The 26,296-nt window shown below is 61.0% G+C and carries 23 protein-coding genes; all 23 read right to left on the bottom strand.

Annotated elements, in window-relative coordinates; translation table 11 throughout:
• Nucleotides 1-126: 126 nt before the first annotated feature.
• Nucleotides 127-576: a flagellar export protein FliJ gene (fliJ, locus tag ACODSV_RS05590; RefSeq protein WP_024076711.1), complete on the bottom strand. Its 450-nt coding sequence runs from the start codon at nucleotides 574-576 to the stop codon at nucleotides 127-129.
• A 3-nt stretch (nucleotides 577-579) separates the two neighbouring features.
• Nucleotides 580-1,938, bottom strand: coding sequence for a flagellar protein export ATPase FliI (gene fliI, locus ACODSV_RS05595; RefSeq protein ID WP_150054326.1), 1,359 nt, complete (start codon nucleotides 1,936-1,938; stop codon nucleotides 580-582).
• On the bottom strand, nucleotides 1,928-2,692 hold the full coding sequence (gene fliH, locus ACODSV_RS05600) for a flagellar assembly protein FliH (RefSeq protein ID WP_024076713.1): 765 nt from the start codon (nucleotides 2,690-2,692) through the stop codon (nucleotides 1,928-1,930). The genes fliI and fliH overlap by 11 nt, the downstream gene beginning before the upstream one ends.
• Nucleotides 2,693-2,702: 10 nt before the next feature.
• Nucleotides 2,703-3,722: a flagellar motor switch protein FliG gene (gene fliG, locus ACODSV_RS05605; RefSeq protein WP_010563975.1), complete on the bottom strand. Its 1,020-nt coding sequence runs from the start codon at nucleotides 3,720-3,722 to the stop codon at nucleotides 2,703-2,705.
• On the bottom strand, nucleotides 3,715-5,493 hold the full coding sequence (gene fliF, locus ACODSV_RS05610; RefSeq protein WP_024076714.1) for a flagellar basal-body MS-ring/collar protein FliF: 1,779 nt from the start codon (nucleotides 5,491-5,493) through the stop codon (nucleotides 3,715-3,717). Before fliF ends, fliG begins: the two co-directional genes overlap by 8 nt.
• A gap of 16 nt (nucleotides 5,494-5,509) precedes the next feature.
• The gene (gene fliE, locus ACODSV_RS05615) at nucleotides 5,510-5,839 is read right to left on the bottom strand and encodes a flagellar hook-basal body complex protein FliE (RefSeq protein WP_024076715.1); all 330 of its coding nucleotides are present in this window, start codon (nucleotides 5,837-5,839) and stop codon (nucleotides 5,510-5,512) included.
• A 128-nt stretch (nucleotides 5,840-5,967) separates the two neighbouring features.
• Nucleotides 5,968-7,344, bottom strand: coding sequence for a sigma-54-dependent transcriptional regulator (locus ACODSV_RS05620; protein WP_024076716.1), 1,377 nt, complete (start codon nucleotides 7,342-7,344; stop codon nucleotides 5,968-5,970).
• Between the two features lie 6 nt (nucleotides 7,345-7,350).
• Entirely contained in the window at nucleotides 7,351-8,562 is a 1,212-nt protein-coding gene (locus tag ACODSV_RS05625) for a sensor histidine kinase (RefSeq protein ID WP_041161276.1), read from the bottom strand.
• Nucleotides 8,563-8,672: 110 nt separating this feature from the next.
• Complete coding sequence (locus tag ACODSV_RS05630; protein WP_024076718.1) at nucleotides 8,673-10,148, bottom strand: sigma-54 dependent transcriptional regulator; 1,476 nt, start codon at nucleotides 10,146-10,148, stop codon at nucleotides 8,673-8,675.
• A gap of 169 nt (nucleotides 10,149-10,317) precedes the next feature.
• A complete protein-coding gene (gene fliT / locus ACODSV_RS05635) occupies nucleotides 10,318-10,614 on the bottom strand; it encodes a flagellar protein FliT (protein ID WP_024076719.1) in 297 nt (98 codons plus the stop codon).
• Between the two features lie 25 nt (nucleotides 10,615-10,639).
• Entirely contained in the window at nucleotides 10,640-11,044 is a 405-nt protein-coding gene (fliS, locus tag ACODSV_RS05640; RefSeq protein WP_024076720.1) for a flagellar export chaperone FliS, read from the bottom strand.
• A gap of 139 nt (nucleotides 11,045-11,183) precedes the next feature.
• Nucleotides 11,184-12,593, bottom strand: coding sequence for a flagellar filament capping protein FliD (gene fliD / locus ACODSV_RS05645; protein ID WP_150054328.1), 1,410 nt, complete (start codon nucleotides 12,591-12,593; stop codon nucleotides 11,184-11,186).
• Nucleotides 12,594-12,674: 81 nt separating this feature from the next.
• Nucleotides 12,675-13,025 (bottom strand): flagellar protein FlaG, encoded by a 351-nt coding sequence (locus ACODSV_RS05650; RefSeq protein WP_024076722.1) that lies wholly within the window; start codon nucleotides 13,023-13,025, stop codon nucleotides 12,675-12,677.
• A gap of 74 nt (nucleotides 13,026-13,099) precedes the next feature.
• Nucleotides 13,100-14,515, bottom strand: coding sequence for a flagellin N-terminal helical domain-containing protein (locus ACODSV_RS05655; protein WP_150054329.1), 1,416 nt, complete (start codon nucleotides 14,513-14,515; stop codon nucleotides 13,100-13,102).
• Nucleotides 14,516-14,789: 274 nt separating this feature from the next.
• Nucleotides 14,790-15,719, bottom strand: a complete 930-nt coding sequence (locus ACODSV_RS05660; RefSeq protein ID WP_024076724.1) for a ketoacyl-ACP synthase III — start codon at nucleotides 15,717-15,719, stop codon at nucleotides 14,790-14,792.
• 277 nt (nucleotides 15,720-15,996) lie between these two features.
• On the bottom strand, nucleotides 15,997-17,598 hold the full coding sequence (locus tag ACODSV_RS05665) for a flagellar hook-associated protein 3 (protein ID WP_150095260.1): 1,602 nt from the start codon (nucleotides 17,596-17,598) through the stop codon (nucleotides 15,997-15,999).
• A gap of 14 nt (nucleotides 17,599-17,612) precedes the next feature.
• Nucleotides 17,613-19,658, bottom strand: coding sequence for a flagellar hook-associated protein FlgK (flgK, locus tag ACODSV_RS05670; protein WP_150054331.1), 2,046 nt, complete (start codon nucleotides 19,656-19,658; stop codon nucleotides 17,613-17,615).
• Between the two features lie 13 nt (nucleotides 19,659-19,671).
• Nucleotides 19,672-20,937 carry a flagellar assembly peptidoglycan hydrolase FlgJ gene (gene flgJ / locus ACODSV_RS05675; RefSeq protein WP_150054332.1) on the bottom strand — a complete coding sequence of 422 codons (1,266 nt, stop codon included), beginning with the start codon at nucleotides 20,935-20,937 and terminating at the stop codon, nucleotides 19,672-19,674.
• Nucleotides 20,938-20,941: 4 nt separating this feature from the next.
• Entirely contained in the window at nucleotides 20,942-22,030 is a 1,089-nt protein-coding gene (locus tag ACODSV_RS05680) for a flagellar basal body P-ring protein FlgI (protein ID WP_162163609.1), read from the bottom strand.
• A 27-nt stretch (nucleotides 22,031-22,057) separates the two neighbouring features.
• Nucleotides 22,058-22,753, bottom strand: a complete 696-nt coding sequence (gene flgH / locus ACODSV_RS05685; RefSeq protein WP_024076729.1) for a flagellar basal body L-ring protein FlgH — start codon at nucleotides 22,751-22,753, stop codon at nucleotides 22,058-22,060.
• 53 nt (nucleotides 22,754-22,806) lie between these two features.
• Nucleotides 22,807-23,592 carry a flagellar basal-body rod protein FlgG gene (flgG, locus tag ACODSV_RS05690; RefSeq protein ID WP_024076730.1) on the bottom strand — a complete coding sequence of 262 codons (786 nt, stop codon included), beginning with the start codon at nucleotides 23,590-23,592 and terminating at the stop codon, nucleotides 22,807-22,809.
• 66 nt (nucleotides 23,593-23,658) lie between these two features.
• Complete coding sequence (locus ACODSV_RS05695) at nucleotides 23,659-24,399, bottom strand: flagellar basal body rod protein FlgF (protein WP_024076731.1); 741 nt, start codon at nucleotides 24,397-24,399, stop codon at nucleotides 23,659-23,661.
• 228 nt (nucleotides 24,400-24,627) lie between these two features.
• Nucleotides 24,628-26,190, bottom strand: a complete 1,563-nt coding sequence (locus ACODSV_RS05700) for a sigma-54-dependent transcriptional regulator (RefSeq protein ID WP_069076747.1) — start codon at nucleotides 26,188-26,190, stop codon at nucleotides 24,628-24,630.
• Nucleotides 26,191-26,296 lie beyond the last annotated feature (106 nt).

Genomic DNA, 26,296 nt, shown 5'->3' on the forward strand with positions numbered 1-26,296 from the left:
AAGATCAAAAGCAAGATCAAGGGCGGCTCGCTTCGCATCGTGGTTAGCGTTGGTTACTACACAGTTGTGTAGATACCCATGGCTATCGGGGGCAAGCCCCCTCCCGCAGTTGGCCGCTGGCAACCGTCAGAATGGTGATTGGCGGGGAAGGCGCTGGGACAACTCATCGAGCAGCTTCTGCTCGCGCTTGTCTTCAATGGCCCGCGCTTCATCGATATAGCGCTGCACCAGCTTGCGCAACCCTTCTACCCGGGCATAGGCCGCTTGCCAGCTCTCGCGGGCCTTGTCGAGGTTGTTCTGGTGCCAGGCCAGGCTCTGGCGCTGCTGGCCGACGGCGGTTTCAAGCTGGTTGAGAAAGCCCTGGTAGCCCATCAGCCACTGCCCGGACACGCCCTTGGTGCCGCGCTCGATCCACTGCTGCTGGTACTCGCCGCGAAAACGCTCCAGGTCGCCCAGTTTGCTTTCCGCCAGGCGCACCTGGCCCTGGAAGTAACCCAGGCGCTGCACGGCGGTTTTTTCGGCTTTTTCAGCCATCTCCACCACCGGGGCCAGACGTGACGAGCGACTACTGGCCATGGCTTAGCCGCCTGGCGCAGGGGCGAAGATGGATTGCAGGTGCGCTTCGCTTTCGCCCATGCTGATGTTGTCGTTGAGGCCCTGGCGCAGGTAGGTCACCAACTGCGGCTGCAGGGCGATCGCCAGGTCGGTCTCACGATCGCCGCCGGCCACGTAGGCGCCGACGCTGATCAAATCACGGCTCTGTTGATAGCGCGACCACAGTTGCTTGAACTGCTGGGCGCGCGCCATATGCTCCGGCGTGACCACCGACGGCATCACCCGGCTGATCGACGCTTCGATATCGATGGCCGGGTAGTGCCCCTCTTCCGCCAGGCGCCGCGACAGCACGATGTGGCCGTCAAGCACGCCCCGCGCCGAGTCGGCAATCGGGTCCTGCTGGTCATCGCCTTCGGACAATACGGTGTAGAACGCGGTGATCGAGCCCCCGCCCGCTTCGGCGTTACCGGCGCGCTCCACCAGCTTGGGCAGCTTGGCGAACACCGACGGCGGATACCCCTTGGTGGCCGGCGGCTCGCCGATGGCCAGGGCGATTTCCCGCTGGGCCTGGGCGAAACGTGTCAGCGAATCCATCAGCAACAGGACATTCTTGCCTTTGTCGCGAAAATACTCGGCGATGCGCGTGCAGTACATGGCGGCGCGCAAACGCATCAGCGGCGCATCGTCCGCAGGCGAGGCGACCACCACTGAGCGCTTGAGGCCCTCTTCACCGAGGCTGTGCTCGATGAACTCCTTCACTTCCCGGCCCCGCTCGCCGATCAACCCCACCACGATGATGTCGGCCTCGGTAAAGCGGGTCATCATGCCGAGTAACACCGATTTACCCACGCCGGTACCGGCGAACAGACCCAGGCGCTGGCCGCGACCGACCGTCAATAAACCGTTGATGCTGCGAATGCCCACGTCAAGCGGCTGGCTGATGGGGTTGCGGTTGAGCGGGTTGATGGTGGGGCCGTCCATCGGCACCCAGTCCTCGGCTTTCATGCCGCCCTTGCCGTCCAACGCGCGACCGGCACCGTCGAGCACGCGGCCAAGCATGCTCATGCCCATGGGCAGGCGACCGGTATCAGCCAGCGGCACCACGCGGGCGCCGGGGGCAATGCCGGCCAGGCTGCCGACGGGCATGAGGAAAATCTTGTTGCCGGAGAAGCCCATCACTTCAGCTTCGACCTGCACCGGGTGGTAGCTGTCGTCGTTGATCACCACGCACCGGCTGCCCATGGCGGCCCGCAGGCCCTCGGCTTCGAGGGTCAGGCCGACCATGCGCAACAGGCGCCCTTCAAGGATCGGTTGGCCGGGCAACTCGGTGGCCTCGGCATAACCGCCGAGGCGCTTGGCGAAGCTGGTGCGATCAAGGCGCATCGGAGGCGTCCAGCTCAACACTCAGGTCAGGCTCGGCCGGGTGCAGGGCTTGTTCGTGGAGTTGATCGAAGAGCTTGGCCATGATCTGGCTGATGCGGGTTTCCACCGTGGCATCGATGCGGCTGTGCTCGGTCTCGACGCGGCAACCACCGGGCAGCAACGCCGCATCTTCGACGATGCGCCAGGTTTCTTCGTGGCGCTCGCGCAGGGCTTTGACCTGCTCGAAATCCTGCGGGTTGATGTACAGCCGCACATTGCCGACACCCAGGGGCAGCAGCTTGAGGGCTTCGCGCATCACACCCTCGATCTGGCTGGAGTCCAGCGCCAGTTCGCGCTGGATCACCTGGCGGGCGATGTGCTGCACCAGGCCGACCATGGCTTTTTCGATCTGCGAATCCTGCTCGGCGATGGGGTCGAACAGGCTGCCCATCAGGCGTTCCAAGCTGGTCAACTTGACGCTCAACGCGGCCTCGGCTTCCTGGCGCACCTTGAGGGTGGTGCTGCGAAAGCCGTCTTTTTCGCCGGCGGCAAAGCCTTCGTTATAGGCTTCCTGGCGGATGCTTTCCAACTCTTCCAGGGTCAGCGGCTGGACTTCCTCCAGCGGCACTTCTTCCATTTCCGCCGGCAATTCCTCGACCGGTTCAGGCTCGGGTTCCGGCACGTGCGGGTCGAAGCTGGGCAACGACCAGATGTCGAACCCGCCCACGTCCCGCGCGCGAATCAGATCGCTGGGCGTCTCATCTTTGCTCGACATGTGGGGCGCCTTAGATCATTTCTTCGCCGCCCTTCCCGCCGAGAACAATTTCTCCGGCTTCGGCCATACGGCGGGCAATCGTGAGGATTTCCTTCTGGGCGGTTTCCACGTCGCTGACGCGCACCGGGCCCTTGGCTTCCAGGTCGTCGCGCAACAGTTCGGAGGCACGCTTGGACATGTTCTTGAAAATCTTCTCCTTGACCCCTTCGTCCGAGCCCTTGAGGGCCAGCACCAGCACGTCGGAGGAGACTTCACGCAGCAACGCCTGGATGCCACGGTCGTCGACATCGGAGAGGTTGTTGAACACGAACATGAGGTCTTCGATCTGGCCGGACAGGGTGTCGTCGATCTCGCGGATCGAGTCCATCAACTGGCCTTCGACCGAGCTGTCGAGGAAGTTCATGATGTCGGCCGCGCGCTTGATACCACCCAGGGTGGTGCGCGAGGCATTGGAGTTGCCCGAGAACTGCTTCTCGAGAATCGTGTTGAGTTCTTTCAGCGCCGCGGGTTGCACGGTGTTCAACGACGACACGCGCAGGATGATGTCCAGCCGGACCTTGTGGTCGAAATGGCCGAGCACTTCACCGGCCTGGTCCGGGTCGAGGTACGCCACCACGATCGCCTGGATCTGCGGGTGCTCGTAGCGGATCACATCAGCCACGGCGCGCGGTTCCATCCATTTGAGGCTGTCGAGGCCGCTGGTGTTGCCGCCCAGCAGGATGCGATCGATCAGGCCGTTGGCCTTGTCTTCGCCCAGGGCCGAGGTGAGCATCTTGCGGATGTAGCTGTCGGAACCGACGCCCAGGCTGGTCTGGTCGCCGACGATCTCGACAAACTCGCTCATCACCTGTTCGACTTGCTCACGGTGCACATTGCGCATCTGCGCCATGGCCACGCCCACGCGCTGAACCTCTTTGGGCCCCATGTGACGCAGCACTTGGGCGGCGTCGGTTTCACCCAGGGACAGCAGCAGGACTGCGGCTTTATCGACCTTGGTGAGCTTGGCAACGGCGGCTCGATTATCACTCATCTGCGTTAATCCACTCTTTCACGACCTGGGCCACACGGCCCGGGTCTTCTGCCACCAGACTCTTGATTGCGTTCAACTGAGCGTCATAGCCTTCGCTCGGGCTAGGCAACAGGATGCTTTGCGGGCCGCCGAGGCTGACACGGTCGTTGGCCAGTTCACCATCCAGCCCGCCCATGCCACCCAACTCGACGTCGCTGCCACCGAAGGCGGCCAGTTGTTTCTTGCCATGGCCGGTGATGTTGTTGAGCACCGGACGCAGCACACCGAACACCAGCACCAGGATGAACAGCACACCCAACACTTGCTTGACGATGTCCCAGAACCACGGCTGGGTGTAGAACGCCGGGTCGGCGATGACTTCGCCGCGCTCGGCAGAGAACGGCATGTTGATCACGCTGACGCTGTCACCCCGGCTGGCGTCGAAACCGACAGCGTCCTGCACCAGGCGAGTGAAGCGCGCCAATTCGTCGGCGCTCCACGGCGCGCGAGTCACAGCACCGTCAGCGGCGTTGACCTTGACCTGGTCATCCACGACCACCGACACCGACAGGCGATTGATCCGACCCTGCTGTTGCTTGGTGTGGCTGATGGAGCGGTCGAGTTCGAAGTTCTTGGTGGACTGGTTACGCTTGTCCGCCGGGTAAGGCGCGAGCATTGGCTGGCCGGTGGCCGGGTCCATGATCTGTTGGCCATTGGCGTCCAGCAGTGGCTGGCCTGGAGCGATGGCGCCCGCGGTCGCCGCAGCGCCGCCCGTGGTTTGCGGCGCCGAGGCCGGCGACGGCGGTTGGTTGCTCAGGGCCCCCGGTACACCTTGCGGGCCATTGCTGGCGGTGCGTTGTTCGCTGGTGGACTGCTCGCTGCGCAGCGCCGGCTGGTCCGGGTTGAACTGCTCAGAGGTCGACTCAACGGCACTGAAGTCCACATCGGCCGACACTTCAGCCTTGTAGCGGTCGTTGCCCAGCACCGGCTGCAGAATATTGTGCACGCGCTGGGTGAGCATGCTCTCCATGCGGCGGCTGTAGTCAAACTGCTTGCCGGCCTGGGTCAGCGCGGAGTTTTCCGCCATGTCGGACAGCAGGTTGCCCTTCTGGTCCACCACGGTGATCTGCGACTTGCTCAATTCGGGAACGCTGGTGGCCACCAGGTTGATGATCGCCAGCACCTGGCCAGGCTCCAGGGAGCGGCCGGAGAACAGCTCGACCAACACCGAGGCACTGGGCTTGCGTTCGTCACGCACGAACACCGAGCTCTTCGGGATCGCCAGGTGCACGCGGGCACCCTTGACGTTATTCAGGCTGGAGATGGTACGCGCCAGCTCGCCTTCCAGGCCACGACGGTAGCGGGTGGCCTCCATGAACTGGCTGGTCCCCAACCCCTGGTCCTTGTCGAGGATTTCAAAACCGATATTGCTGTCGGACGGGGTCACGCCGGCGGCGGCCAGCTTCATGCGCGCACGGGCCACGTCATCGGACTTGACCAGCAAGGCGCCGGAGTTGGGCTCGACGGTGTAGGCGATGTCGGCGGCGGCCAGGGTTTCCATGATCTGCTTGGAATCCATGCCGGCCAGGCTGCCATACAGCGGACGGTAATCAGGTTGCTGCGACCACAACACCACGGCAAAACCAATCGCCACGCTGGCTGCCAGGCCGACCATCAGGCCCACCTGACGCAACATGGTCATTTCGGAGAGGTTTTCCAGGAACGACAGGCCAAACAGCGGCGGTTTGCCGTCTGCCTTGGCGGGTACGTTGTCCACGACTGCTTCTGCCATGACTTAAATCTCGTCCTTAAACCGGCATCTGCATGATGTCTTGATAGGCTTGCACCAGCTTGTTACGGACCTGGGTCAACGCCTGGAACGAAACGCTGGCCTTTTGCGAGGCGACCATCACATCGGTGAGGTCCACGCCGCTCTTGCCGATCTCGAACGCGGTGGCCAACTGGTTGGAGGCTTGCTGGGTATCGCTGACTTTATTGATTGCCTTGCCGAGCATATCGGCGAAACTGCTTTGGCCCAATTCCGGCGCTGGCGCGACGGATTTCGGCTGAGCCATGGCATCCATTTGCATGGAGCGCATATCCAACATCAACCGATTGAACTCAATACCCTGGCTCATGACCTTCTCTCCGACAACCCGCAATTTTTTGACACTACGCAGCGATTACTGGGGAGGTAGCAACAAGGGTGCCAGCTCTGTAGCAACTCGTAAGAAAAGGCGACAAACCTTGTCAGTCTCGTTACGGATCAGGTGGCAAAAAGATACGCTTCCACGTCCATACCAGCATCGCGCATCTGCGCCAGCTTGTAGCGCAGGGTGCGCGGGCTGATGCCCAGGCGTTCGGCAGCCTCCTTGCGACGGCCGCGCTCGGCACGCAGGGTGTCGATGATCATCTGGAATTCGCGGCGCCGCAGGTCGTCACCCAGCGCACCGGCAGACTCGGCTTCGGCGACGACCGGAGCGGGCGCCAGGCTCGGCAGCGGCGCGGCGCCACTGCCCATGGCCAGGCAGAAATCCTGAGGCTGGATCAAGCCGCCCTGCTGCAAAATCAGCGCGCGCTGGATTGCGTTGTCCAATTCCCGCACGTTGCCGGGCCATGGGTAGCTGATCAAGCAGGCCTGGGCATCGGCCGACAGCCGCGCCTGGGCGTGCTTCATTTTTTTGACGTGGTTGTTCAGCAGCCGCTCGGCCAGCGGGAGGATGTCTGCCGGGCGTTCGCGCAACGGGCGCCAGGCCAGGGGGAACACCGAAAGCCGATAGAACAAGTCCTCACGGAAACGCCCCGCCGCCACTTCGCCCGCGAGGTCGCGGTTGGTCGTGGCGATCACACGGATATCCAGCTGGATCGGCTTGCGTGCACCGACCCGCTCCACTTCACGCTCCTGCAACACCCGCAGCAACTTGGCTTGCAAGCCCAGGGGCATTTCGGAAATTTCGTCGAGCAGGAGGGTGCCGCCGTCGGCCTGCTCGAACTTGCCGGGCTGGGCCGCGATGGCACCGGTGAACGAGCCTTTTTCATGGCCGAACAGCGTCGCTTCGAGCATGTTGTCGGGGATCGCGGCGCAGTTGATGGCGATAAACGGTTGCTTGGCGCGGCTGGATTGCTGGTGGATATAGCGCGCCAGTACCTCCTTGCCGGTGCCGGACTCGCCGGAAATCAACACCGTGGAATCACTGCGCGCCACGCGGGCCGCCAGTTCCAGCAATTGGGCACTGGCCGGCTCGAAGGCAATCGGACCTTCGCCGTCGGTGGCCGGGATCACACCCAGGGCATGCCGGGCGACCAGTTCGATCAGCGCCTTGGGTTCGAATGGTTTGACCAGGTAGTCCGCCGCTCCTTGGCGCATGGCGTCCACCGCCCGCTCCACCGCGCCATGGGCGGTCATCAGCAACACCGGCAACTGCGGCTGACGCGCACGCAGCAGGCCGAGCAACTGGTGGCCATCCATGCCAGGCATGTTCACGTCGCTGACCACCAGGCTGAAGGACTCCTGCTCGACGGCCTCCAAGGCGTCCTCGGCAGAACCGACCGCCCGGTAGTCATGGCCCGCCAACAGCAGCGTGTCAGCCAATGCCTCACGCAGGGCGCGATCGTCTTCCACCAATAAAACCTTGATAGCCATTGCTCTTTACTCCGCGCTTGCCGCGCTGACGAACAGCGGCAAGGTCATCAATGCACAGGTGCCGCGCCCCAGGTGGGAACGCAGCTGCAATTCTCCCTGATGAGCCCGCGCTACTGCCTTGACCACGGTCAGGCCGAGGCCCGTGCCGTTGGTCTTGGTGGTGAAAAAAGGTTCACCCAGGCGCCGCAGCACCGCCGGCTCGATGCCACTGCCGCTGTCGCTGATGCACAGGCGCAGGGTTTGCTCGCGCGTATACAAGTGCACCTTGAGCCGTGCGCCGGGGCCGCTGGCCTGGGTGGCGTTTTCGATCAGGTTGAGCAAGGCGCCCACCAGGGTGTCGCGGTTGCACAGCAACTCGCCCAGGTGGCTATCACACTGCCAGCGTACATTGGCTTCCTGGATATGGGTGGCTGCCGCCGCCTGCAACGACTGCATCAACCCCGACGGCGTAATGCGGTCGGTCAGCGGCAATTCGCCACGGGCAAACACCAGCATGTCGCGCACCTGATGCTCCAGTTCATGCAAGCGTTCCTTGAGGCGCCCGGCAAAACGCTGCTGGGTGGCCGCGGGCAATTGCTCATCAGTCAAATGGCTGGCGTAGATCAACGCGGCCGACAACGGCGTACGAATCTGATGCGCCAAAGAAGCGACCATCCGCCCCAGGGACGACAACCGCTCATGCCGCGCCAACTGGTCTTGCAGGTGACGGGTTTCAGTCAGGTCGTTGAGCAGCACCAGTTGGCCGGGCTCGGCGTCCAGGGAGCGGGTGGCAATGGACAGGCGGCGCCCGTCCTTGAGGGAGATTTCATGACCGTCGTCTTCGCGCGGCGCGAAGCAGCGGGTGATCACTTCACGCCACAGCTCGCCCTCCAGCGGCAGGCCGAGCATGTCGCAGGCGGCCGGGTTGGCTTCGCGCACGCGACCCTGGTCGTCAATGACGATCACGCCGCCGGGCAACAGGTCGAGCAGGTTTTGCAGACGGTTGGCCAGGCGCTCTTTCTCGGCCAGCTCTTCCATGCGCTGGGCACTGACCACGGCCAGCTCACCCTTGAGCTCGGAGACCCGAGCCTCCAGCAGGCTGTAGGAATCAGTCAGTTGGCTGGACATCTGGTTGAACAGCGAAAACGCCTGCTCCAGGCCCTGGCGGCTCTGTTGCTCTACAGACGGGACAAGTCCCTGGAGATCAGGGACCGAAGTTAGTTGGGCGGCGTGGGGCATCATGCTCTCTCGCTTGGCTGACCGTCAGTTAAACGGAACGTTGCGAGGGCTGTAGCAATACCCGTGCCTAAAAAAAACCACCTATAAAACAGTGGCTTGAAAAACAGGCGTCAATCATCTGCCTGTTCATCACCTTCTCGACGACTCATACCGTACTTGCGCATCTTCTCCACCAGGGTGGTTCGGCGGATGCGCAGGCGCTCGGCGGCACGGGCGACGATGCCGTTGGCGTCGTCGAGGGCCTGCTGGATCAACCCTTGTTCCAGGTTGCCCAGGTAGTCCTTCAGGTCCAGGCCTTCCGGCGGCAACATGGCGGTAGCACCGAAGTCCGGGGTATGCCCGTTGATGGCGACCCGTTCTTCCAGGTCACTGCGCAGGCTGTCCACCAACTGCTCGTCTTCATCGTCGACGTAACGGAATTTTTTCGGCAGCTCGACCACGCCGATCACACCGTAGGGGTGCATGATCGCCATGCGCTCCACCAGGTTGGCCAGTTCGCGGACGTTGCCCGGCCAGCCGTGGCGGCACAGCGACATGATCGCGGCGGAGTTGAAGCGAATCGAGCCGCGCTTTTCGTGCTCCATGCGCGAGATCAGCTCGTTCATCAGCAACGGGATGTCTTCCACGCGCTCACGCAACGGGGCCATCTCGATCGGGAAGACGTTGAGGCGGTAGTACAAGTCTTCGCGGAAGCTGCCGACCTCGATCATGCTTTCGAGGTTCTTGTGGGTGGCCGCGATGATGCGCACGTCCACGCTCTGGGTCTTGTTGCTGCCAACGCGCTCGAAGGTGCGTTCTTGCAGCACGCGCAGCAGCTTGACCTGCATCGGCAGTGGCATGTCGCCGATTTCGTCAAGGAACAGGGTGCCGCCGTTGGCCAGTTCGAAACGCCCGGCACGGCTGGTGATAGCCCCGGTAAAGGCGCCCTTCTCATGGCCGAACAGTTCGCTTTCGAGCAGCTCTGCAGGAATTGCCCCGCAGTTGACCGGCACAAAGGGCCCGTCGCGGCGCTTGGAGTGATAGTGCAGGTTGCGCGCGACCACTTCCTTGCCGGTGCCGGACTCGCCGAGGATCAGCACGCTGGCGTCGGTATCAGCCACTTGCTGCATCATCTGGCGCACGTGCTGGATCGCACGGCTGGTGCCGACGAGGCTGCGGAACAGGTTGGGCTCACGGTGGCGACCGCGTTCGCGGGCCTGGTCGTACATCTCGCGATAGACCTGGGCGCGGTGCAGGGAATCGAGCAATTTGCTATAGCTGGGCGGCATTTCCAGGGTGGAAAGTACACGGCGGCGCTGGTCTTCCGGCAGGTCGACAGAAGAAATATCGCCCATTAGCAACACCGGAAGGAACTCATCCCAGGTTGACAGTGTCTTTAACAAGCCCAGAACTGCACCAGGAGCGTTTACCGTCCCGATCAGCACACAAATGACTTCACGGCTCGATGACAATGAGCTGACCACCTGCTGCCAATCGTGGCTACCGCAGGGCAGATTTTCTTCGCCAAGAAAATTCAAAATCACCGCCAGGTCGCGGCGACGGACGCTATCGTCATCAATCAGCAGAATTTTGGTTTCACGCCACATGCAATAGCAACTTCCCTAGTAAAACGCTCTGCCCCAGAGTGAGGGCAATCTAGACGCTTGTAAGACTTCTTACTTACTAGACGTCTGAAATCTGAAAACAGCACTAGTTAAGTCAAAAATGCTGGCACAGTCAAATATATGACGCGCCGTTCGGATTAACTGCGCCCGTTCAACCGAACAGATGGTAAACCTTTGACGCCTTTTTCGCTTGGTTGATCTGCGACATCTCTTCGAAAATCGCCTGGCGTTCGCCGGTCGTCACTTCTAGCAACTGCTGATAAACCGCGAGCAGGCTCTCCAGTTTCTCTCGCAACGCATCCTCGTCCACCGGCGCTTCGCTCAGCACCTCCTCGATCACACTGCGACAGCCCATATCCAGTTCGCCGATGGCGTCCCAGTTACGTTCGGCCAGCGCGTCGATCAAGGCGTCGCGGGTTTCATCAATGCGTTGCAGTGCTTGGCTCATGACGAGTTCCTCAAGGCCGATGGCCTTATTGTGCGGCACCCTGCGGTGCGGCAATGGCATCCCAGCCTTCTTTTACGGTAATCAGCAGACGAGCGACTTCGTCGATCATCTCGGCATCGTTGTGCAGGTTGGCCTGCATCAAGCGGTTGGTCATGTACACATACAGACCTTCCAGTTGCTGGACGTATTCCTTGTTGTCGCTTTTTTCCGCATCCAGGCCATCACGCAGGCCGATCAGGATGTCGGTGGCCTTACCCAGCATCAGGCCCTTCTGAGCGATATCGCCACGCGCCAGCGCCCCCTTGGCTTGCGCCATGCGGTCCAGGCCGCCTTCCATCAGCATCTGCACCAGGCGATGCGGGCTGGCTTCGGAGATCTGGGCATGGGAATTGACCTTCTGGTATTGGCGAAGGGCTCTCATGGGATTCATTTTCTACCTCGTGACAGGCAACAGCTGGAAGGATTGCAGTAACCATTATGTCGACCGGGTCGCAAAAAACTTTAACCCGGCGGCTCTACAAAGAACAAAGCCCAGGTCAACGGACCCGGGCTTTTTCAGGCGCAGTCAATCAACTGCTGCTGCTTTTTGAGTTACTGATTGCATTGAGCGTACCGAGAATACTGTTGCTCTGCTGGCGCAACTGCGCCACCAGCGTATCCATGGCGGTGTACTTGCGGGTCAAGGCGTCCTGCATGGTGGTGAGACGGTCATCCAGATCGGTCTGCTGCTTGGTCAGGTCTTTCAGGCTGTCGGCCAACGAGGTGGTACGCGTGGCCAGAATCCCGGTGCTCGGCTTGGCATACGCGTCGGTAGCGGCCGTCAGGCGCGCCAGCAAGCCAGTCTTGCCGCTGAAGATACTGTTGATGTCAGCGGCATTGGTCAGCACCGCCTTATCCCACTGCTTGCTGTCGATGCTCAGCGCGCCGGTGTCCTGATCGGTTGTGACACCGAACTGCGCCAGGGACTTCAAGGTGCCGTTGCCGGACAGTGCGTTGAACTCGTTGCGGATCGCCGACTGCAAGGTGCGCATGGTCGAGTCACCGGTGAGGGTTGCGGGGATGGAGTTGCCGGCGGCGTCCTTGGTGACCTTGGTCTCGGCATTCATCGCCTTGAGCAGGGCGTTGTAGGTGTCGACAAAGCCCTTTACCCCGGACTTCAGCGCGGTGGTGCTGGTAGTGACCGAGATGGTCATGGCGGTACGAAGCGGGTCGGTTGTATTCGGATCGTTGGCCGTGACCGTAGGCGACAGCGACAGCAACTTGATGCTTACCCCACTCACCGCATCCGTGATGCTGTTGGACTTGGACTCCGCCGCAATACCATCGATGGTGTACTTGGCGTTCTGAGGCGCGCTGACTACCGTGTAGCCAGTATCAATCCCAGAGTTGCCCGACATCGTCAGGTCCGAACCGACCCCGCTATTGGTGGAGGTCAGGATAAGACGTGAACCGGTGGAGTCGGTGAGGATGTTGGCACTCAGGCCGGCGGTGCCGAACGTGGAGTTGATCGAATCACGCACCTGTTGCAGTGTCGCGCCTGCCGGCACACTCAAATCAAAGTTCTTGCCCGACTGCGTGATTGTCAGCGTTGTCGCCGTGGTGCCGGCGTTGACGACTGTCGACTGGCCACCGGCAAACGTTTTGGTCGATAGCTTCGAAGGCATGGCCAGCTGGTTGACGATCAGCGAGAAGCTGCCGTTCGCCGCACCTTGGTTGGCCGTCATGGTGGCGACCTTTTCGTCCGAAGAGGTACCGGTCAAGCCGCTGAAGCTGTTGTCGGTGCCCATGCTGGTCAGCGCACCACGGAAGGCGTCCAGGGCAGCCTGGATCTTGCCGATCGACGACAGCTGGGTAGTTGCCTTTTGCGATTGGGTGTTGATCTGTGCCTGTTTCGGCGCTCGCTCGGCATCTACCAGGGACTTCACAATCGCCTGAGTGTCGAAACCCGACCCCACGCCAGTAATCGTTGTACCCGCCATCATCTTTCTCCTTTTACGGTGGCTGCCGTTATCTTGACGAACAACACTTCAAGCCGTAACAGCAACAAGTTTCATGCCAGCTCAAGCCTTGTCGTCAAACAACACATGACTGGCGCTGGACAGGCTTTGTGCCAGCTTCAAGGCCGTTTCCGAGGGAATCTGGCGGATCACTTCACCGGTGTCGGTGGCGATGACCTTGACCACAACCCTATGGGTGGAAGCGTCAATGGAAAAATCCAGATTGCGCTGGGCCGCTTGTACAAATTCTTTAATATCGGTGACCGCTTTTTCCAGATCGTCCTTTTGGGACTTACCGGTGGCTGGCGCGGCCGGCTCAACCTTAGTCTTATCTTTGTCAGCAACCACAGGTGCCACAGTGCCTTGAGGGGCCTGTAGCGGATAAGACAAGTTCAGTTTTACATTCATGTCCATGCCCAATCTCCTCTGATTGGAAAAGACGAAAGGGCACGTAAACGCGCCCTCCCGTCATTTACCCAGCGCTGTGATTACTGAAGCAGCTTCAGTACAGCGGATGGCAGTTGGTTAGCCTGCGACAGGATCGCGGTGGAAGCCGACTGCAGGGTTTGCTGCTTGGTCAGTTCAGCGGCTTCGGAAGCGAAGTCGACGTCCTGAACAGTACTACGGGCAGCGGTGGTGTTTTTCTGGATGTTGGTCAGGTTATCCACAGTGCTGGTCAGACGGTTCTGAACCGCACCCAGACCCGAACGGGAGCTGGAGATGGTAGCGATAGCCTGGTCGATTACGGACACTGCGTTCTGGGCCTTGGTGGCGTCAGTCACGTCAGTCTGCGAAACCGCAACCTTGGCCGAAGCGGCCGAAGTAGCGGCGCCGAAGAGACCGGTCACACCAGCACCTTCCAGGGAGTAACCCTTGGAGGAGTTCATGTTCACAGCACCGGTAGCGATGATGCCGTCAGCCAGGGCAGTAGCAGTACCGTAGGTACCGGAACCGTCTTTGGTCGCAACAGTGATGGTACCGGCAGCGGTCGAAGCGCTGAAGGCCAGGTTCTCACCGGTGTCGGATTTAACCGACAGAGTGCCTTTGGATTCATCGTAGTTAACGCTGATACCCAGTTTGGCGGAGTTCGACTTCAGTTGGTCAGCCAGGCTGGCGGTATCTTTCACACCGACGAACGTGGTGGCTTGGCCGCCAACGGTCATGGTGAACGAAGCCGGAGCAGCAGCAGCACCCGCGCCGACAACGAACTGAGCTTCAGTGCTGGCAGTAGCGCTCAGGCCACCGACGGCGCCACTCAGTTGGGCAGCGATGGTTTTAGCGGAAGCAGCGGCAGCTACGGTTACGCTGGTAGACTGACCGTTACCAGTCACAGCGATTGCGCCACCAGCAACACCAGCACCAGGGGTGATGCCCAGGCTGTTGATCTGCTGCGAACCGATGTTGTTGGCAGCAACGTTGTCCAGGCTTACGTTGATGGTTTCGTTAGCGTTGGCGCCAACCTGGATAGCTTTGGTACCGTACGAGCCGTCCAGCAGTTTCTGGCCACCGAAAGTGGTGGTTTGCGAGATACGGGTCAGTTCCGAAGTCAGAGCCTGGTATTCGTCGTTGTTCGACTTACGGTCGTCGGTGCTCAGGGAGCCAGTAGCCGAAGACAGAGCCAGGGTACGCATTTTTTGCAGAATGTCGGTCGAAGCCTGCATTGCGCCTTCAGCGGTTTGCGCGATGGAGATACCATCGTTGGCGTTCTTCACTGCTTGGCCCAGGCCGTTGATTTGGCTGGTCATACGGGTAGCAATACCCAAGCCGGCAGCATCGTCTTTAGCGCTGTTGATACGCAGGCCGGAAGACAGGCGCTGCATGGAGTTGGCCAGGGAGCCGCCTGCTTTGTTCAGGTTGCCCTGAGTAGTGATCGAAGCAATGTTGGTGTTTACTGTTAAAGCCATGACGAAATCCTCGTTGGATGGATACTGCGGCTTCCGGCCCTGGCAACCGCCGGGTGTGGCCTGAGAACCTACGTAATAGTTATCGTCGTGGTAGGCGGTTGCTTGAGCCTTTTTTTTATTTTTTTTACTGGCCTCGTGCCATCCCTTGTAATTCAAGGCTTTAGGCTGACTTCCCCCACCGGATTTTCTGGTTTTTTTGGCGCCAAATAAAAAACGCCGATGATCTTTCGATCATCGGCGTTTGCTTTTGCGGCGAACTCAGTCTACCGACGCGTCACGGACGATGCAGAATCGCCGAGCCCCACGACAGGCCCACGCCAAAACCGCTGATGGCCACACGCTTCCAGGTAGCGTCCATCACGTGCTTCTCCAGCAGCAATGGAATACTCGACGACACGGTATTGCCGGTCTCGACCATATCCTTGATGAACTTGTCCACCGGAGCATCCTCGAAACGCCGCGCCACGGCATCGACAATCGCCGCACTGCCCTGGTGAATGCAGAACGCATCGATGTCGTCGGCCTTGAGCTGCGATTCATCGAGCAGTTCATGCAGGTGTGCCGGCACCTTGAGCAATGCGAAGTTGAACACCTGGCGGCCGTTCATGAAGAACACGCCATCACTGACCTTCAGGTGCGGCGCGCCGGAACCGTCGGTGCCGAACTTCGCCTTGCCCAGCAACCACGACGCGTCTTCGCCCATCCACGTGGCAGTGGCGGCATCGCCGAACAGCATGGTGGTGTTGCGGTCTTCCGGGTCGACAATCTTGGAGTACGGATCGGCGGTGACCAGCAGGCCGTTTTTCAGGCCGGTGGCTTCCATGAAGCCTTTCATTGCGTAGATACCGTAGACGTAGCCCGAGCAGCCCAGGGAAATATCGAAGGCCGCCACGTGGGTCGGCAGGCCCAGCTTGTCCTGGACGATGGCGGCGGTGTGGGGCAAACCCTCTTCGTCGCCGTTCTGGGTGACGACGATCAGTGCGTCGATCGACTCGCGCTTCAAATCCGGGTTGTTGGCAAACAAAGCGTTGACCGCCTCGACACACAGGTCGGAGGTTTCCTGCGCAGCTTCCTTGCGCGGCAGAAACGCCGACCCGATCTTGCCAATGATGAACTCTTCATCCTTGGCGAATTTGGCACCCTGGGCGTAGTTATCGATCCCGTCTGCCGGCACGTAACTGGCGATGCTTTTTATGCCAATCATTGTGGCTTCCCAATACTAAATAGCTGGAGAACACCCCTCGGACGACGCCTGGAGTGCTGGACAATAAAGGGGATAACCCCATAAAAATCTCGCTGAAAGCCGCCCCGCAAGGACCCTGTGACGACTTATCCTTTTCACACGATACAGTGAAGATGCGCTTTATGACTCACAGGTCACTCAATTGTGTGTGCTTTGTGCAAAACCTTCAAACAATTAAACCCCAGAAACGAAAACGGCCCGCCCTGTTTCCAGAGCGGGCCGCTTGGCTAGACGCCGCTTACATCTTGTTGAACAGGCTCAACTGGGAGATTTTGACGAACGCCAATTGCGAGGCCTGCAACATGGTTTGCTGCAGCGTCAGATTGATCGCCGCCTCGCCCATATCGATGTTGGCCAGGTCACTCATGGTGCTGGTGTTGGCCAGGCCGATACTAGTGTTTTCGTCAGACTGGATGTCCAGGGCATTGCCCCGCGCACCGATGGAACCCCGCACGTTGGTGATCTGCGACATTGAATTGGCCAGGTTGGCGATGGAAGCATCCAACACGTCCTTGAGCTTGACGGTCGCCGCCGGTTTGCCGTCGGCGGGCAGCTCCAGCGCCTTGCGCAATTGGCCAAGGGTGTCCAGCGCATTCTGGGTTTTCTGGGTGTTGGCCCCCACGGAAAACTGATCGCCCGCCTGCGGCGTCCCGCCGCTGATGTCAAAGGTCACCCCGGCCGCGGTCAAGGTTGTCCCGCCGCCGGTATCACCGGTGGCAATGGGCTTGCTATTGGCGGTGTAGGGCTGGGTATACATCTCATAGGCGGTGGCGCTGGTGAACTTGATCAACGCACCGCTGTTGGTCGGGAACGTGCTGGCATAGCCCGCCTGGTTGGACACGGTGGCATTGTTCAATTGTGCCGTGGACGCGTTGCTCGGCGTGCGCGAGATACTGAAGGTATCCGGCTTGGCTTCCAGGCTGAACGAGCGATCCTTGACCAGCGCATCGGAGTTGGCGCCCGGGGCAACGTCGCCGAGGTTCATGGTGATGTCGAACTTCACCCCACGCAGCGCCACGCTGGTGCTGCCTTCCTTGGTGGCGTCGAAGGTACCGTTGCCGGCAATCTCCGAAGTCACGTCAGTGCCGTTCTTATCGGACACCTTGTATTGGGTGCTGCTGGTAAAGGTCAGCTTGTACGGCTCGCCGTCGGCGAACTTACTGGCGTAGTCGGAGCTCGACGTCACCAGCCCGGCCGACAGCGCAACCTTGTTGTCATTGACCGTCGGCGGCACCGTCTGGGGCACAGGTGCAAGCCACGTGGCCTGGGTGCGGCTGGAGTTGGCAGCGCCCTCCAGAACCGTCTTGCCGGTATCGCCAGCGTTGACCGTCAACGTATTCGACACTTGCAGGCTCAGCGGCGTTTCGTCGCCCTGATAGCTGTAGGTGCCGTCATTGTTACGGCTGTAGGGCGGGGTCTGGGTCTTGGAACCGGAAAACAGGTAGTTGCCGGAAGAGTCCTTGCTGTTGAGCAAGCCCAGGACCTGATCCTCGATCGCCCCCACTTCACTGGCAACCGAGCGACGGTCGGCGTCGCTCAACGAACCACCGGCACGCAGGGCCAACTGAGTGGCGCGCTGCAAGGCATCGTTGATCGAGCCGAGCACGCTTTCTTCGTTGGTCAGGGAGTTTTTCAGGCTGGTGATATTGCCGTTGAACTGGCCCAGCATGTCTTTCTGCTGTTGCAGCAACAGCAAGCGCGCGGCGGCGACCGGATCATCCCCGGCGGTTTGCACACGCACACCGGAACTGGCCTGGTCCTGAGCCTTCACCACGCTGGAATAGTTGTCCGAATACTTGGCGGAACTGGTTTCGAAATATTGAGCAGTAGAAATACGCATCGTCCCAGACTCCCTTAAAGACTATTGATCAATGTACTGAAGGTTTCTTGCGCAGCCTTGATGATCTGCGACGACGCCGTGTAGTACTGCTGGAACTTGATCATGTCGCCCGCTTCTTCATCCAGGTTGACCTGGGACACCGAGTTGCGCGCATCCTGGTTGGCCTTGAGCAATGCGCCGGTTGCCGTGGTGTCGGTAATGGCCGAAGCGGCCTTGGCACCCACGGTCGAGACCAGGCGGCTGTTGGCCGTCACCAGGCTCACACCACCGCCACTGCCATCGGCCAGGCCGACCGAGGCCTTGGTTTGCAGCTCCAGCAATGCCAGGGCATTGCGGTTATCCGAGCGGCCCGCGGCGTTGAACGAGAACGAGGTGCTGTCACCATCGGCGGGCGAGCCGCCGACCGTAGTATCGAAACTGAAGCTCTGTGCCGGGGTGAGCAAGGTCCCGCTGGCATCGCGCATCGGTACGGCGACCGTAATCTTGTTGCCTTGGCCTGGAACGATGGTGCCGGTACCGATCGGGTTACCCTGGGCATCGTTGAGCGTGTACGGCTGAGTGCCGTCGGTGGCCGGCTTGCCGAATACCATCTTGACCGGCATCGAGTGTTCAATCCCGGTACGCAGCTGAGCGGTCGCCGCGCCGCCATCGATGTCGATAGGCACCGTCAGGCTCGGCGGGGTAAAGGTGCCAGTGCCCTGGTTGGTCTTGCTGCCCTCGCCCAGCAAAGGCCCGGCGAATGCGATTTTATTGGCGTCGGTCAGTTGGGTACCGATACCGGTGGCACCGTTGGCGGTCGGGCTGACCTTGAAGGTGTCACCCGCGGCCACCGGGCCTTTGCCGTCCAGGGCCAGGGTAAAACCATCAATCACCGGCGGCGGCGTGGTGGTGGTGTCAAACGCGCCCATGGCCTTGCCGTCGGAACGCGTCACCGTGTAGTTATTGCCACTGCTGAAGGTGACTTTATAGTCGTAGGTCGACAGCTTGCTGGTGTCGCTGATGCTGACATTCAGGTTACCGGAACCGGCGCTGTTGCCCGCCGCGCCTTGGCTGCGCTGCGAGATGGCGACAGCGCTGTTGACGTCCTTGAACAGGGACACGCCGAAGTCGCCGTTCAAGTCCAGGCCTTGGCCGAGCTGGCTGTTGACGGTATCGGCGGTGGCGATGGCGATACGCCCCAAATCATTGATGGCCGGCATCAAGGCGTCACTGCGATAACGCAACAGGCCACCGATGCTACCGCCACTGAGCACATTGCCCAGGTCGATCGAGGTTCCGCCACCCGCATTGAGCTGGATGGTGTACTGGCTCGGGTCGTTTTGGCTCGGCACTGCCGAAATGGTGCTGGACTGGTCGCCCAACACCAGGGACTGCCCGGTGCCGGTACTGACGCTGAATATCCCGTTCTTTTCGCTGGCGGTGACCCCCACCAACTCATTGAGCGAACGTACCGCTTCGTTACGCGCATCCAGCAGGTTGGCCGGCGCCGTGGTGGTTGAGCCTTGGGCCTGGGTGATCTGCTTGTTGAGCGAGGCGATCGACGAGGTCAATTGGTTGACCTGATCGCTCATGGTGCCCAACTGGCCGTTGATCGATTCTTTCTGCTGGTTGAGCTGGCCGGAGATCGCGTTGAAACGGTTGCTCAGGGTCTGGGCGCTGGTCAACAGCACTTGTCGGGCAGAAACGTCGCTGGGGTTGGAAGCGGCGGTCTGCACGGCGGAGAAGAACGCCCCCAGCACCGAGGACATGCCGGTGGTCTTGTCCGACAAGGTCTTGTCGATGGCGCTCGCCTGGCTCGAATAAGCCTTGGCATCGTTATTGAGTGCCGTGCTGTTCTGGTAAGCCGCGTCCAGGAATTCGTTATATACCCGGCGCACATCGGCCAGGGTGGTGCCGCTACCGATGTATACGCCGCCGTAGGGGTTCGACGCGTTCGCGTTCTGGGTGGTCTGCTGACGCGAATAGCCCGAGGTGTTGGCGTTGGCGATGTTGTTACTCAAGACCGACAACGATCCTTGAGCGGCGTTAAGCCCCGACATCCCGATATTGAGCAAACTCATGGTGGTTCAGACCTTATAAATGAGTGGTCGCGCCAGCGGCAGCGTAATTCTGGTAACTGTCCATCGTTTTGGCGATCTGCGAAATCTTGCTGGCATAGGCCGGGTCGGTTGCGTATCCGGCTTTTTGCAACTCGCGTACAAACTGTTCGGGGTTATCGGCCGATTTCACAACTTCTTTATAGCGATCATTGCTTTGCAGCAACGTCACCAGGTCATGGAAGCTGTCCTGGTAGGAGTCGTAGGAACGGAACTGCGCCGTCTCCTTGACCATCGCCCCATCACGAAACTCGCTGGTGATCGCGCGGGCCTGGCCGCCCTGCCAACTCTTGCCGGCCTTGATGCCGAACAGGTTGTGGCTGCTGCTGCCGTCCTCGGCGCGCATCACCGATTTGCCCCAGCCAGTTTCCAGGGCGGCCTGGGCCACCAAGTACTTTGGATCGACGCCGATACGTGCTGCCGCGGCCTTGGCCATCGGCAACATGGTGGCGACGAATTCATCCTGGGAACTGAAGGCTTTCTTCGCCGGCGCCAACGGTGGCTGGGCCACGGCGCGACCGTAGACCTGCATGCGTCCGCTCGGTACGGCAAACGTGCGCGCAGTGCTGTTGACCACGCTGTCGTCGGCGGCACTGTTACGCAGCGGTGCGTTTTTAGCATCGATCGCGACCGGCGCGGTCGGCACAATGCCAGCGAGCAAGCGGTCGGTCAGCTTGCTTGGCAGGGCAATACGACGCTGGTTCATCAGCGCCATATCGTTGGCGTGGGCGCTGGCGCCCTCGGGCACCGCCACGCGGTACGCCCACAGCGGACGCTGGCCATTGGAGCGACCCAGCGGGCCATCGGCCTTGGTGCCAGCGGCGATTTCCGTCGGCACATCGACCTTCTTCGCCACGTCTGCCGCCGCCGGCCCCTGCAAGGTGGCCGCCTGGGCGTCCACCGGTTTGTTCTTCTGCATCTGGCGCATCAGCACGTCGGCCAGGCCGATACCGCCACCTTCGCGGGACATCGAGACCGCCAACTGCTGGTCGTACATTTCCTGGTATTGCTTGGCGGCCGGAGTGTTCAGCGGGTTGTCCTTGCCCAGGGCCTCGGTGGCCGAGCGCATGGACTTGAGCATCTCGCTCAAGAACAACGACTCGAACTCCTGCGCCACCTTGCGCATGTTGCCTTCGCTGTTCTTGTCAGCACCGACCTTGAGCTGGTTAAGCCGGTTCAGGTCGGAGTAAGAGCCCGAGTCCGCCGTGCTGGTCAGCCCGCTTTTGCGCATATCCATGGCCATGGCCTCAGATCACGATCAGGTCGGCTTGCAAGGCGCCGGCCTGTTTCAAAGCTTCGAGGATCGCCATCAAGTCGCCGGGCGCTGCGCCCACCTGGTTCACCGCGCGGACAATCTCATCCAGGGTCGTACCAGGGCCGAACTTGAACATAGGCTTGGCTTCTTGCTGAGCGTTGACACGGGAGCGCGGCACCACGGCGGTCTGGCCGTTGGACAGCGGCCCAGGCTGGCTGACGATGGGGTCTTCGGTGATGGTCACAGTGAGGCTGCCGTGGGTCACGGCCGCTGGCGAGACCTTGACGTTCTGGCCGATCACAATCGTACCGGTGCGCGAGTTGATGATGACCTTGGCCACGGCCTGGCCTGGGTCGACCTCAAGGTTTTCCAGGATCGACAGGTAGTCGACGCGCTGGCTCGGATCGAGCGGCGCAGTGACACGAATCGAACCGCCATCGATCGCCTGGGCGACGCCAGGGCCAAGCATGTCGTTGATCTTGTCGACCACGCGCTTGGCGGTGGTGAAGTCGGAACGGTTGAGGTTCAAGGTCAGGCTGTTGCCCTGGTTGAAACCACTGGGCACGGTGCGCTCAACCGTGGCGCCGCCGGGGATGCGACCGGCCGATGGCACGTTCACCGTAATCTTCGAACCATCACGCCCCTCGGCGTCGAAACCGCCAACCACCAGGTTGCCCTGGGCGATGGCGTAGACGTTGCCGTCGATACCCTTGAGGGGGGTCATCAGCAAGGTGCCGCCCCGCAGGCTTTTCGAGTTACCGATGGACGACACGGTGATGTCCACCACCTGGCCTGGCTTGGAGAACGCCGGCAAGTCGGCGCTGATCGACACCGCCGCGACGTTTTTCAACTGCACGTTGCCCGAACCCGCCGGCACCTTGATGCCGAACTGCGAGAGCATGTTGTTGAAGGTCTGCAGGGTGAATGGGGTCTGGGTGGTCTGGTCACCCGTACCATTGAGCCCCACCACCAGGCCGTAGCCGATCAACTGGTTGGAACGCACGCCGGAAATGCTGGCGATGTCTTTCAGGCGCTCGGCCTGGGCGACTGCGCTCAGGCATAACAACAGTGCCGCTGCCATCAGCTGTTTGACGTTCAAAGTGGCCACCTAGAAAGGGAACAGCGGGCTAAGGAAGAAACGGTCGAACCAGCCCGGCTGACTCGCATCAGCAAACGAACCCGTACCCGAGTAGGTAATGCGCGCATCGGCAATCCGTGTCGACGGCACGGTGTTGTCGGTGGAAATATCATCGGCGCGGACCATGCCGGCAATGCGCACCAGCTCGTCGCCGGTGTTGAGGGTCATCCACTTTTCACCGCGTACGGCGATGATGCCGTTGGGCAATACATCGGCCACGGTCACGGTGATCGAACCGGTCAGGCTGTTGCCCTGCCCCGCCGAACTCTTGCCGTTGGTGGCGCGGTCACCGCTGTAGCCTGCGCTCAGGCTCAAGTCACCGCTGCCCAGGGGGTTATTGGTGTTCGGTACAGCACCAAACAACGAGGTCAGGCCAATGCCGGTCTTGCTGGTCTTGCCCACCTGCGAGTTGGCATTCTTGCTGGCCGTGGTCTTCTCGTTGAGGGTGATGGTGATGATGTCACCGACCCGGAACGCCTTGCGGTCGCTGTACAGGTTCTGTTCGAAACCGGCCTGGTAGATCGAGCCATTATTGGCCGCAGCCGGCAGCGGCGTGCGTGGCAACACCGGCGCGTAGTACGGGTCATTGGGTTTTGGCGTCGGGGCGACACAGCCCGCGAGCACGGCAATCCCACTCAATGCCAGAACGGAAACATAGCGATTCATGACCCTAACCTCACGGTGTTGCAGGCGCTCTCAGGAGCGCCCCATAGACTTGATTACAGATTCTGCGTAACGAACGAAAGCATCTGGTCAGCGGTGGAAATCACCTTGGAGTTCATCTCGTAGGCGCGCTGAGTGGTGATCATGTTGACCATCTCTTCAACCGTGCTGACGTTGGAGGTTTCCAGGGTGCTTTGCAGCGTGGTGCCGAAACCGTTCAGGCCAGGGGTGCCGATTTGCGGCGCGCCGCTGGAGGCGGTTTCCAGGAACAGGTTGTTACCAATGGCTTGCAGGCCGGCCGGGTTGATGAAGTCGGCGGTTTGCAGGTTGCCGATCACTTGCGACGCCGGGTTACCCGCCACCGTAATGGACACGGTGCCGTCGTTACCGACGGTGAATGTTTGGGCGTTGGCGGGCACGACAATCGCCGGTTCCAGGGCAAAACCGTTGGCGGTGACGACCTGGCCATTGGCGTCCAGGTGGAACGTGCCGTCTCGGGTGTAGGTGGTGGTGCCGTCCGGCTGCAGGATCTGGAAAAACCCTTTGCCGTTGATCGCCATGTCCAGCGGCTGGCCGGTTTGCTGCAAGTTACCGGCGCTGAAGTTCTTTTGGGTGCCGACGATCTGCACACCGGTACCCAGTTGCAGGCCCGACGGCAGTTCGCTGTCCTGGGTCGACTGGGCGCCAGGCTGCTTCTTGATCTGGTAGAGCAGGTCCTGGAACTCGGCGCGATCACGCTTGAAGCCCGTGGTCGACACGTTTGCCAGGTTGTTGGAAATGGTGGTCAGGTTGGTGTCCTGGGCGGACAGGCCTGTTTTGGCAACCCATAGAGCCGGAAGCATGCTGTTCTCCTTCGTGCGCCTGTTTGTTGGCGCTGTGCTGCAAAATTAGTGTGGGTGATGCCGCTATCAGCTCATCGCCAGAACGCGGGTCATGGCCTGGTCGTCTTCTTTGGCGCTGTTCATCATCTTGATGTGCAGCTCGAATTGCTTGGAAAGCGCCAGCACCGCAGTCATTTCTTCCACCGCGTTGACGTTGCTCGCTTGCAGGAAGCCCGAGGTCAGCTTGACGCTCGCATCGGCCTGGGCCGGCTGGCCATCCTTGGTGTGGATGGTGCCGTCGAGGCCTTTGGTCATGTTCTTGAGGTCCGGCTGGACCAGCTTGATGCGGTCCACTTCCGCCATCACCCGTGGGCCTTCGCCCATGGCGCGGATGCTGACGGTGCCGTCGGCGCCCACTTCGATTTTCTGCTGGGGCGGCACGGCAATCGGGCCACCGTTGCCCATGATCGGCATACCGTTGCCGGCCCGCAGCACGCCCAGCGCATCCACATTCATGCTGGCGCTGCGCACGTAGGCTTCGCCACCGTCAGGCGTTTGCACCGCCATCCAGCCGTCACCGCTGACCGCCACATCCAGGTCACGACCGGTTTCGATCATGGCGCCCGGCGAGAAGTCGGTGGCTGGCCGCTCGGTCATGGCAAAGGCCCGCGCCGGAAAGCTGTCACCGAACACCGGCATCGAACGGGCCTGCTCCAGGTCACGCTGGAAGCCGTTGGTGGAAATGTTCGCCAGATTGTTGGCATGGGCCTTCTGCGCCAGAGCATTCTGGCTGGCGCCGGTCATTGCCACATAAAGGTACTTGTCCACGCTCTATCCTCTTTCTGACGGACGCTTGCCGCCCACCGCTGTACTGATGAGGCTTAAGCAATTTGCGAACCAACTTTTGAAAAGCGGGAGAAGTGCAGGCAGGGCGGGGGTTTGGCGGCGGGCGTGAATAAATGACGTCCCGGTGGGAGTCGAAAAAACGGCGGACTTATGCCGCTTACGGCAACGCCACGGATTAAATGTGGGAGGGGTTGCCCCCTCCCACACGGGTTATTTGTCGACCTTGAGGATTTCGTAATCGCGCAATTTATTGGCGATGGTGGTGTGAGACACGCCCAAGCGCTTACCCAGCAGTCGACTGCTAGGGTGCTCGGCGTACAGGCTTTCCAGCACTGCCTTCTCGAAGCGTCCGACGATCGCCTCCAAACCACCCTCCAGCGAGAAATCGCCAAGCGGCTGACGCACGCCATAGTCCGGCAGCCGGATATGCTCGGCCTTGACCGTGCCGCCGTCGCACAACGACACAGCCTGGAACAACACGTTTTCCAACTGCCGCACGTTACCTGGCCAGTGGTAGTGGCTCAGGCGCTCCATCGCGGCGGGCGCCAGCTTAGGCAGCGGGCAGCCGATCTGGCGGCTGGCCTGGTCGAGAAAGTGCTCCACCAACGGCGCCAGGCCATCAAGGCATTCACGCAACGGTGGGATATGCAGGGACAGCACGTTGAGGCGATGGTAGAGATCCTGGCGGAATTCACCACGGGCGCACAGCTCGGACAAATCCACCTGGGTGGCGCAGATCACCCGCACATCCAGGTACACCTCTTCATCGCTGCCGACACGCCGAAAGCAGCCGTCCTGCAAAAAGCGCAGCAATTTCACCTGCAAGCGCGCGCTCATTTCCCCGACACCATCGAGAAACAGCGTACCGCCCGCTGTCAGTTCCAGCAGCCCGAGCTTGCCTTCGGCCCGCGCGCCTTCAAAAGCGCCTGGGCCATAGCCAAACAGCTCGGTCTCGGCCATCGATTCAGGCAGGCCGGCGCAGTTGAGCGCCATCAACGGCGACTGCCCACGCGGGCTGGCCAAGTGACAGGCACGCGCCAGCAACTCTTTACCCGTGCCGGTTTCGCCTTCTATTAATAGCGGCGCATCCAGCGGTGCCATGCGCCGCGCTTCGCGGACCACGGCAGCCATGACCTTGGAGCTTTGGAAGATACTGTCGAAGCCACGCAACTCTTGCTTGCGCACGTTGTAGATGCGCTCACCGACGCGATCGGCGCGATGCAGGGTCAACACGGCGCCCGCCATCGCTTCGCTGTCATCGTGCTCGGAGGATTGCAGCGGCGCGATATCCGCCAGGAACACGTCACCCTTGACCTTGACCCGCAGGCCATTGATCCGCGACTTGCTGGCGCGCACCAGTTCCGGCAAATCGAAATCCTCGGCATAGCGCGACAGCGGAATCCCCGGCACCTCGTCCACCCGCACGCCAAGCAACTGCGCCGCGGCACGGTTGGCGGCAACGATGGAGCCGCCCATGTCGATGGACAACACCGGAAACTCCAGGGCACCAAGCAGCGCATTGAGCTCCATATGCCGGCGCTCGCTGGGCATCAGCCCTACCCTCTTTACGCCAAACACCCCGGCAATCGCCTCGAACTGCGGACGCAATGCCTGGAACTGCATGTTCACCAGGTTCGGGCAGTACAAGTAGATGGCATTGCCGTGCTCGCCACCGACCTCGCCCTTGGCGACGTTGACGCCGTACTCCACCAGCAGGTTGAGGATGTCCCGCAGGATGCCGATGCGGTTCTGGCAATGCACTTTGATACGCATGGAAAGGCTCGAAAGGTCGGTAGGCGCTGCGTCTTTTTGTCGCTGGGCGCAGATAGTCGTCAAGATTATGTGACAGTCGCCGCGCTTTTCACAGCGTGGTGACGCC

The organism is Pseudomonas sp. FG86, from assembly GCF_057808775.1.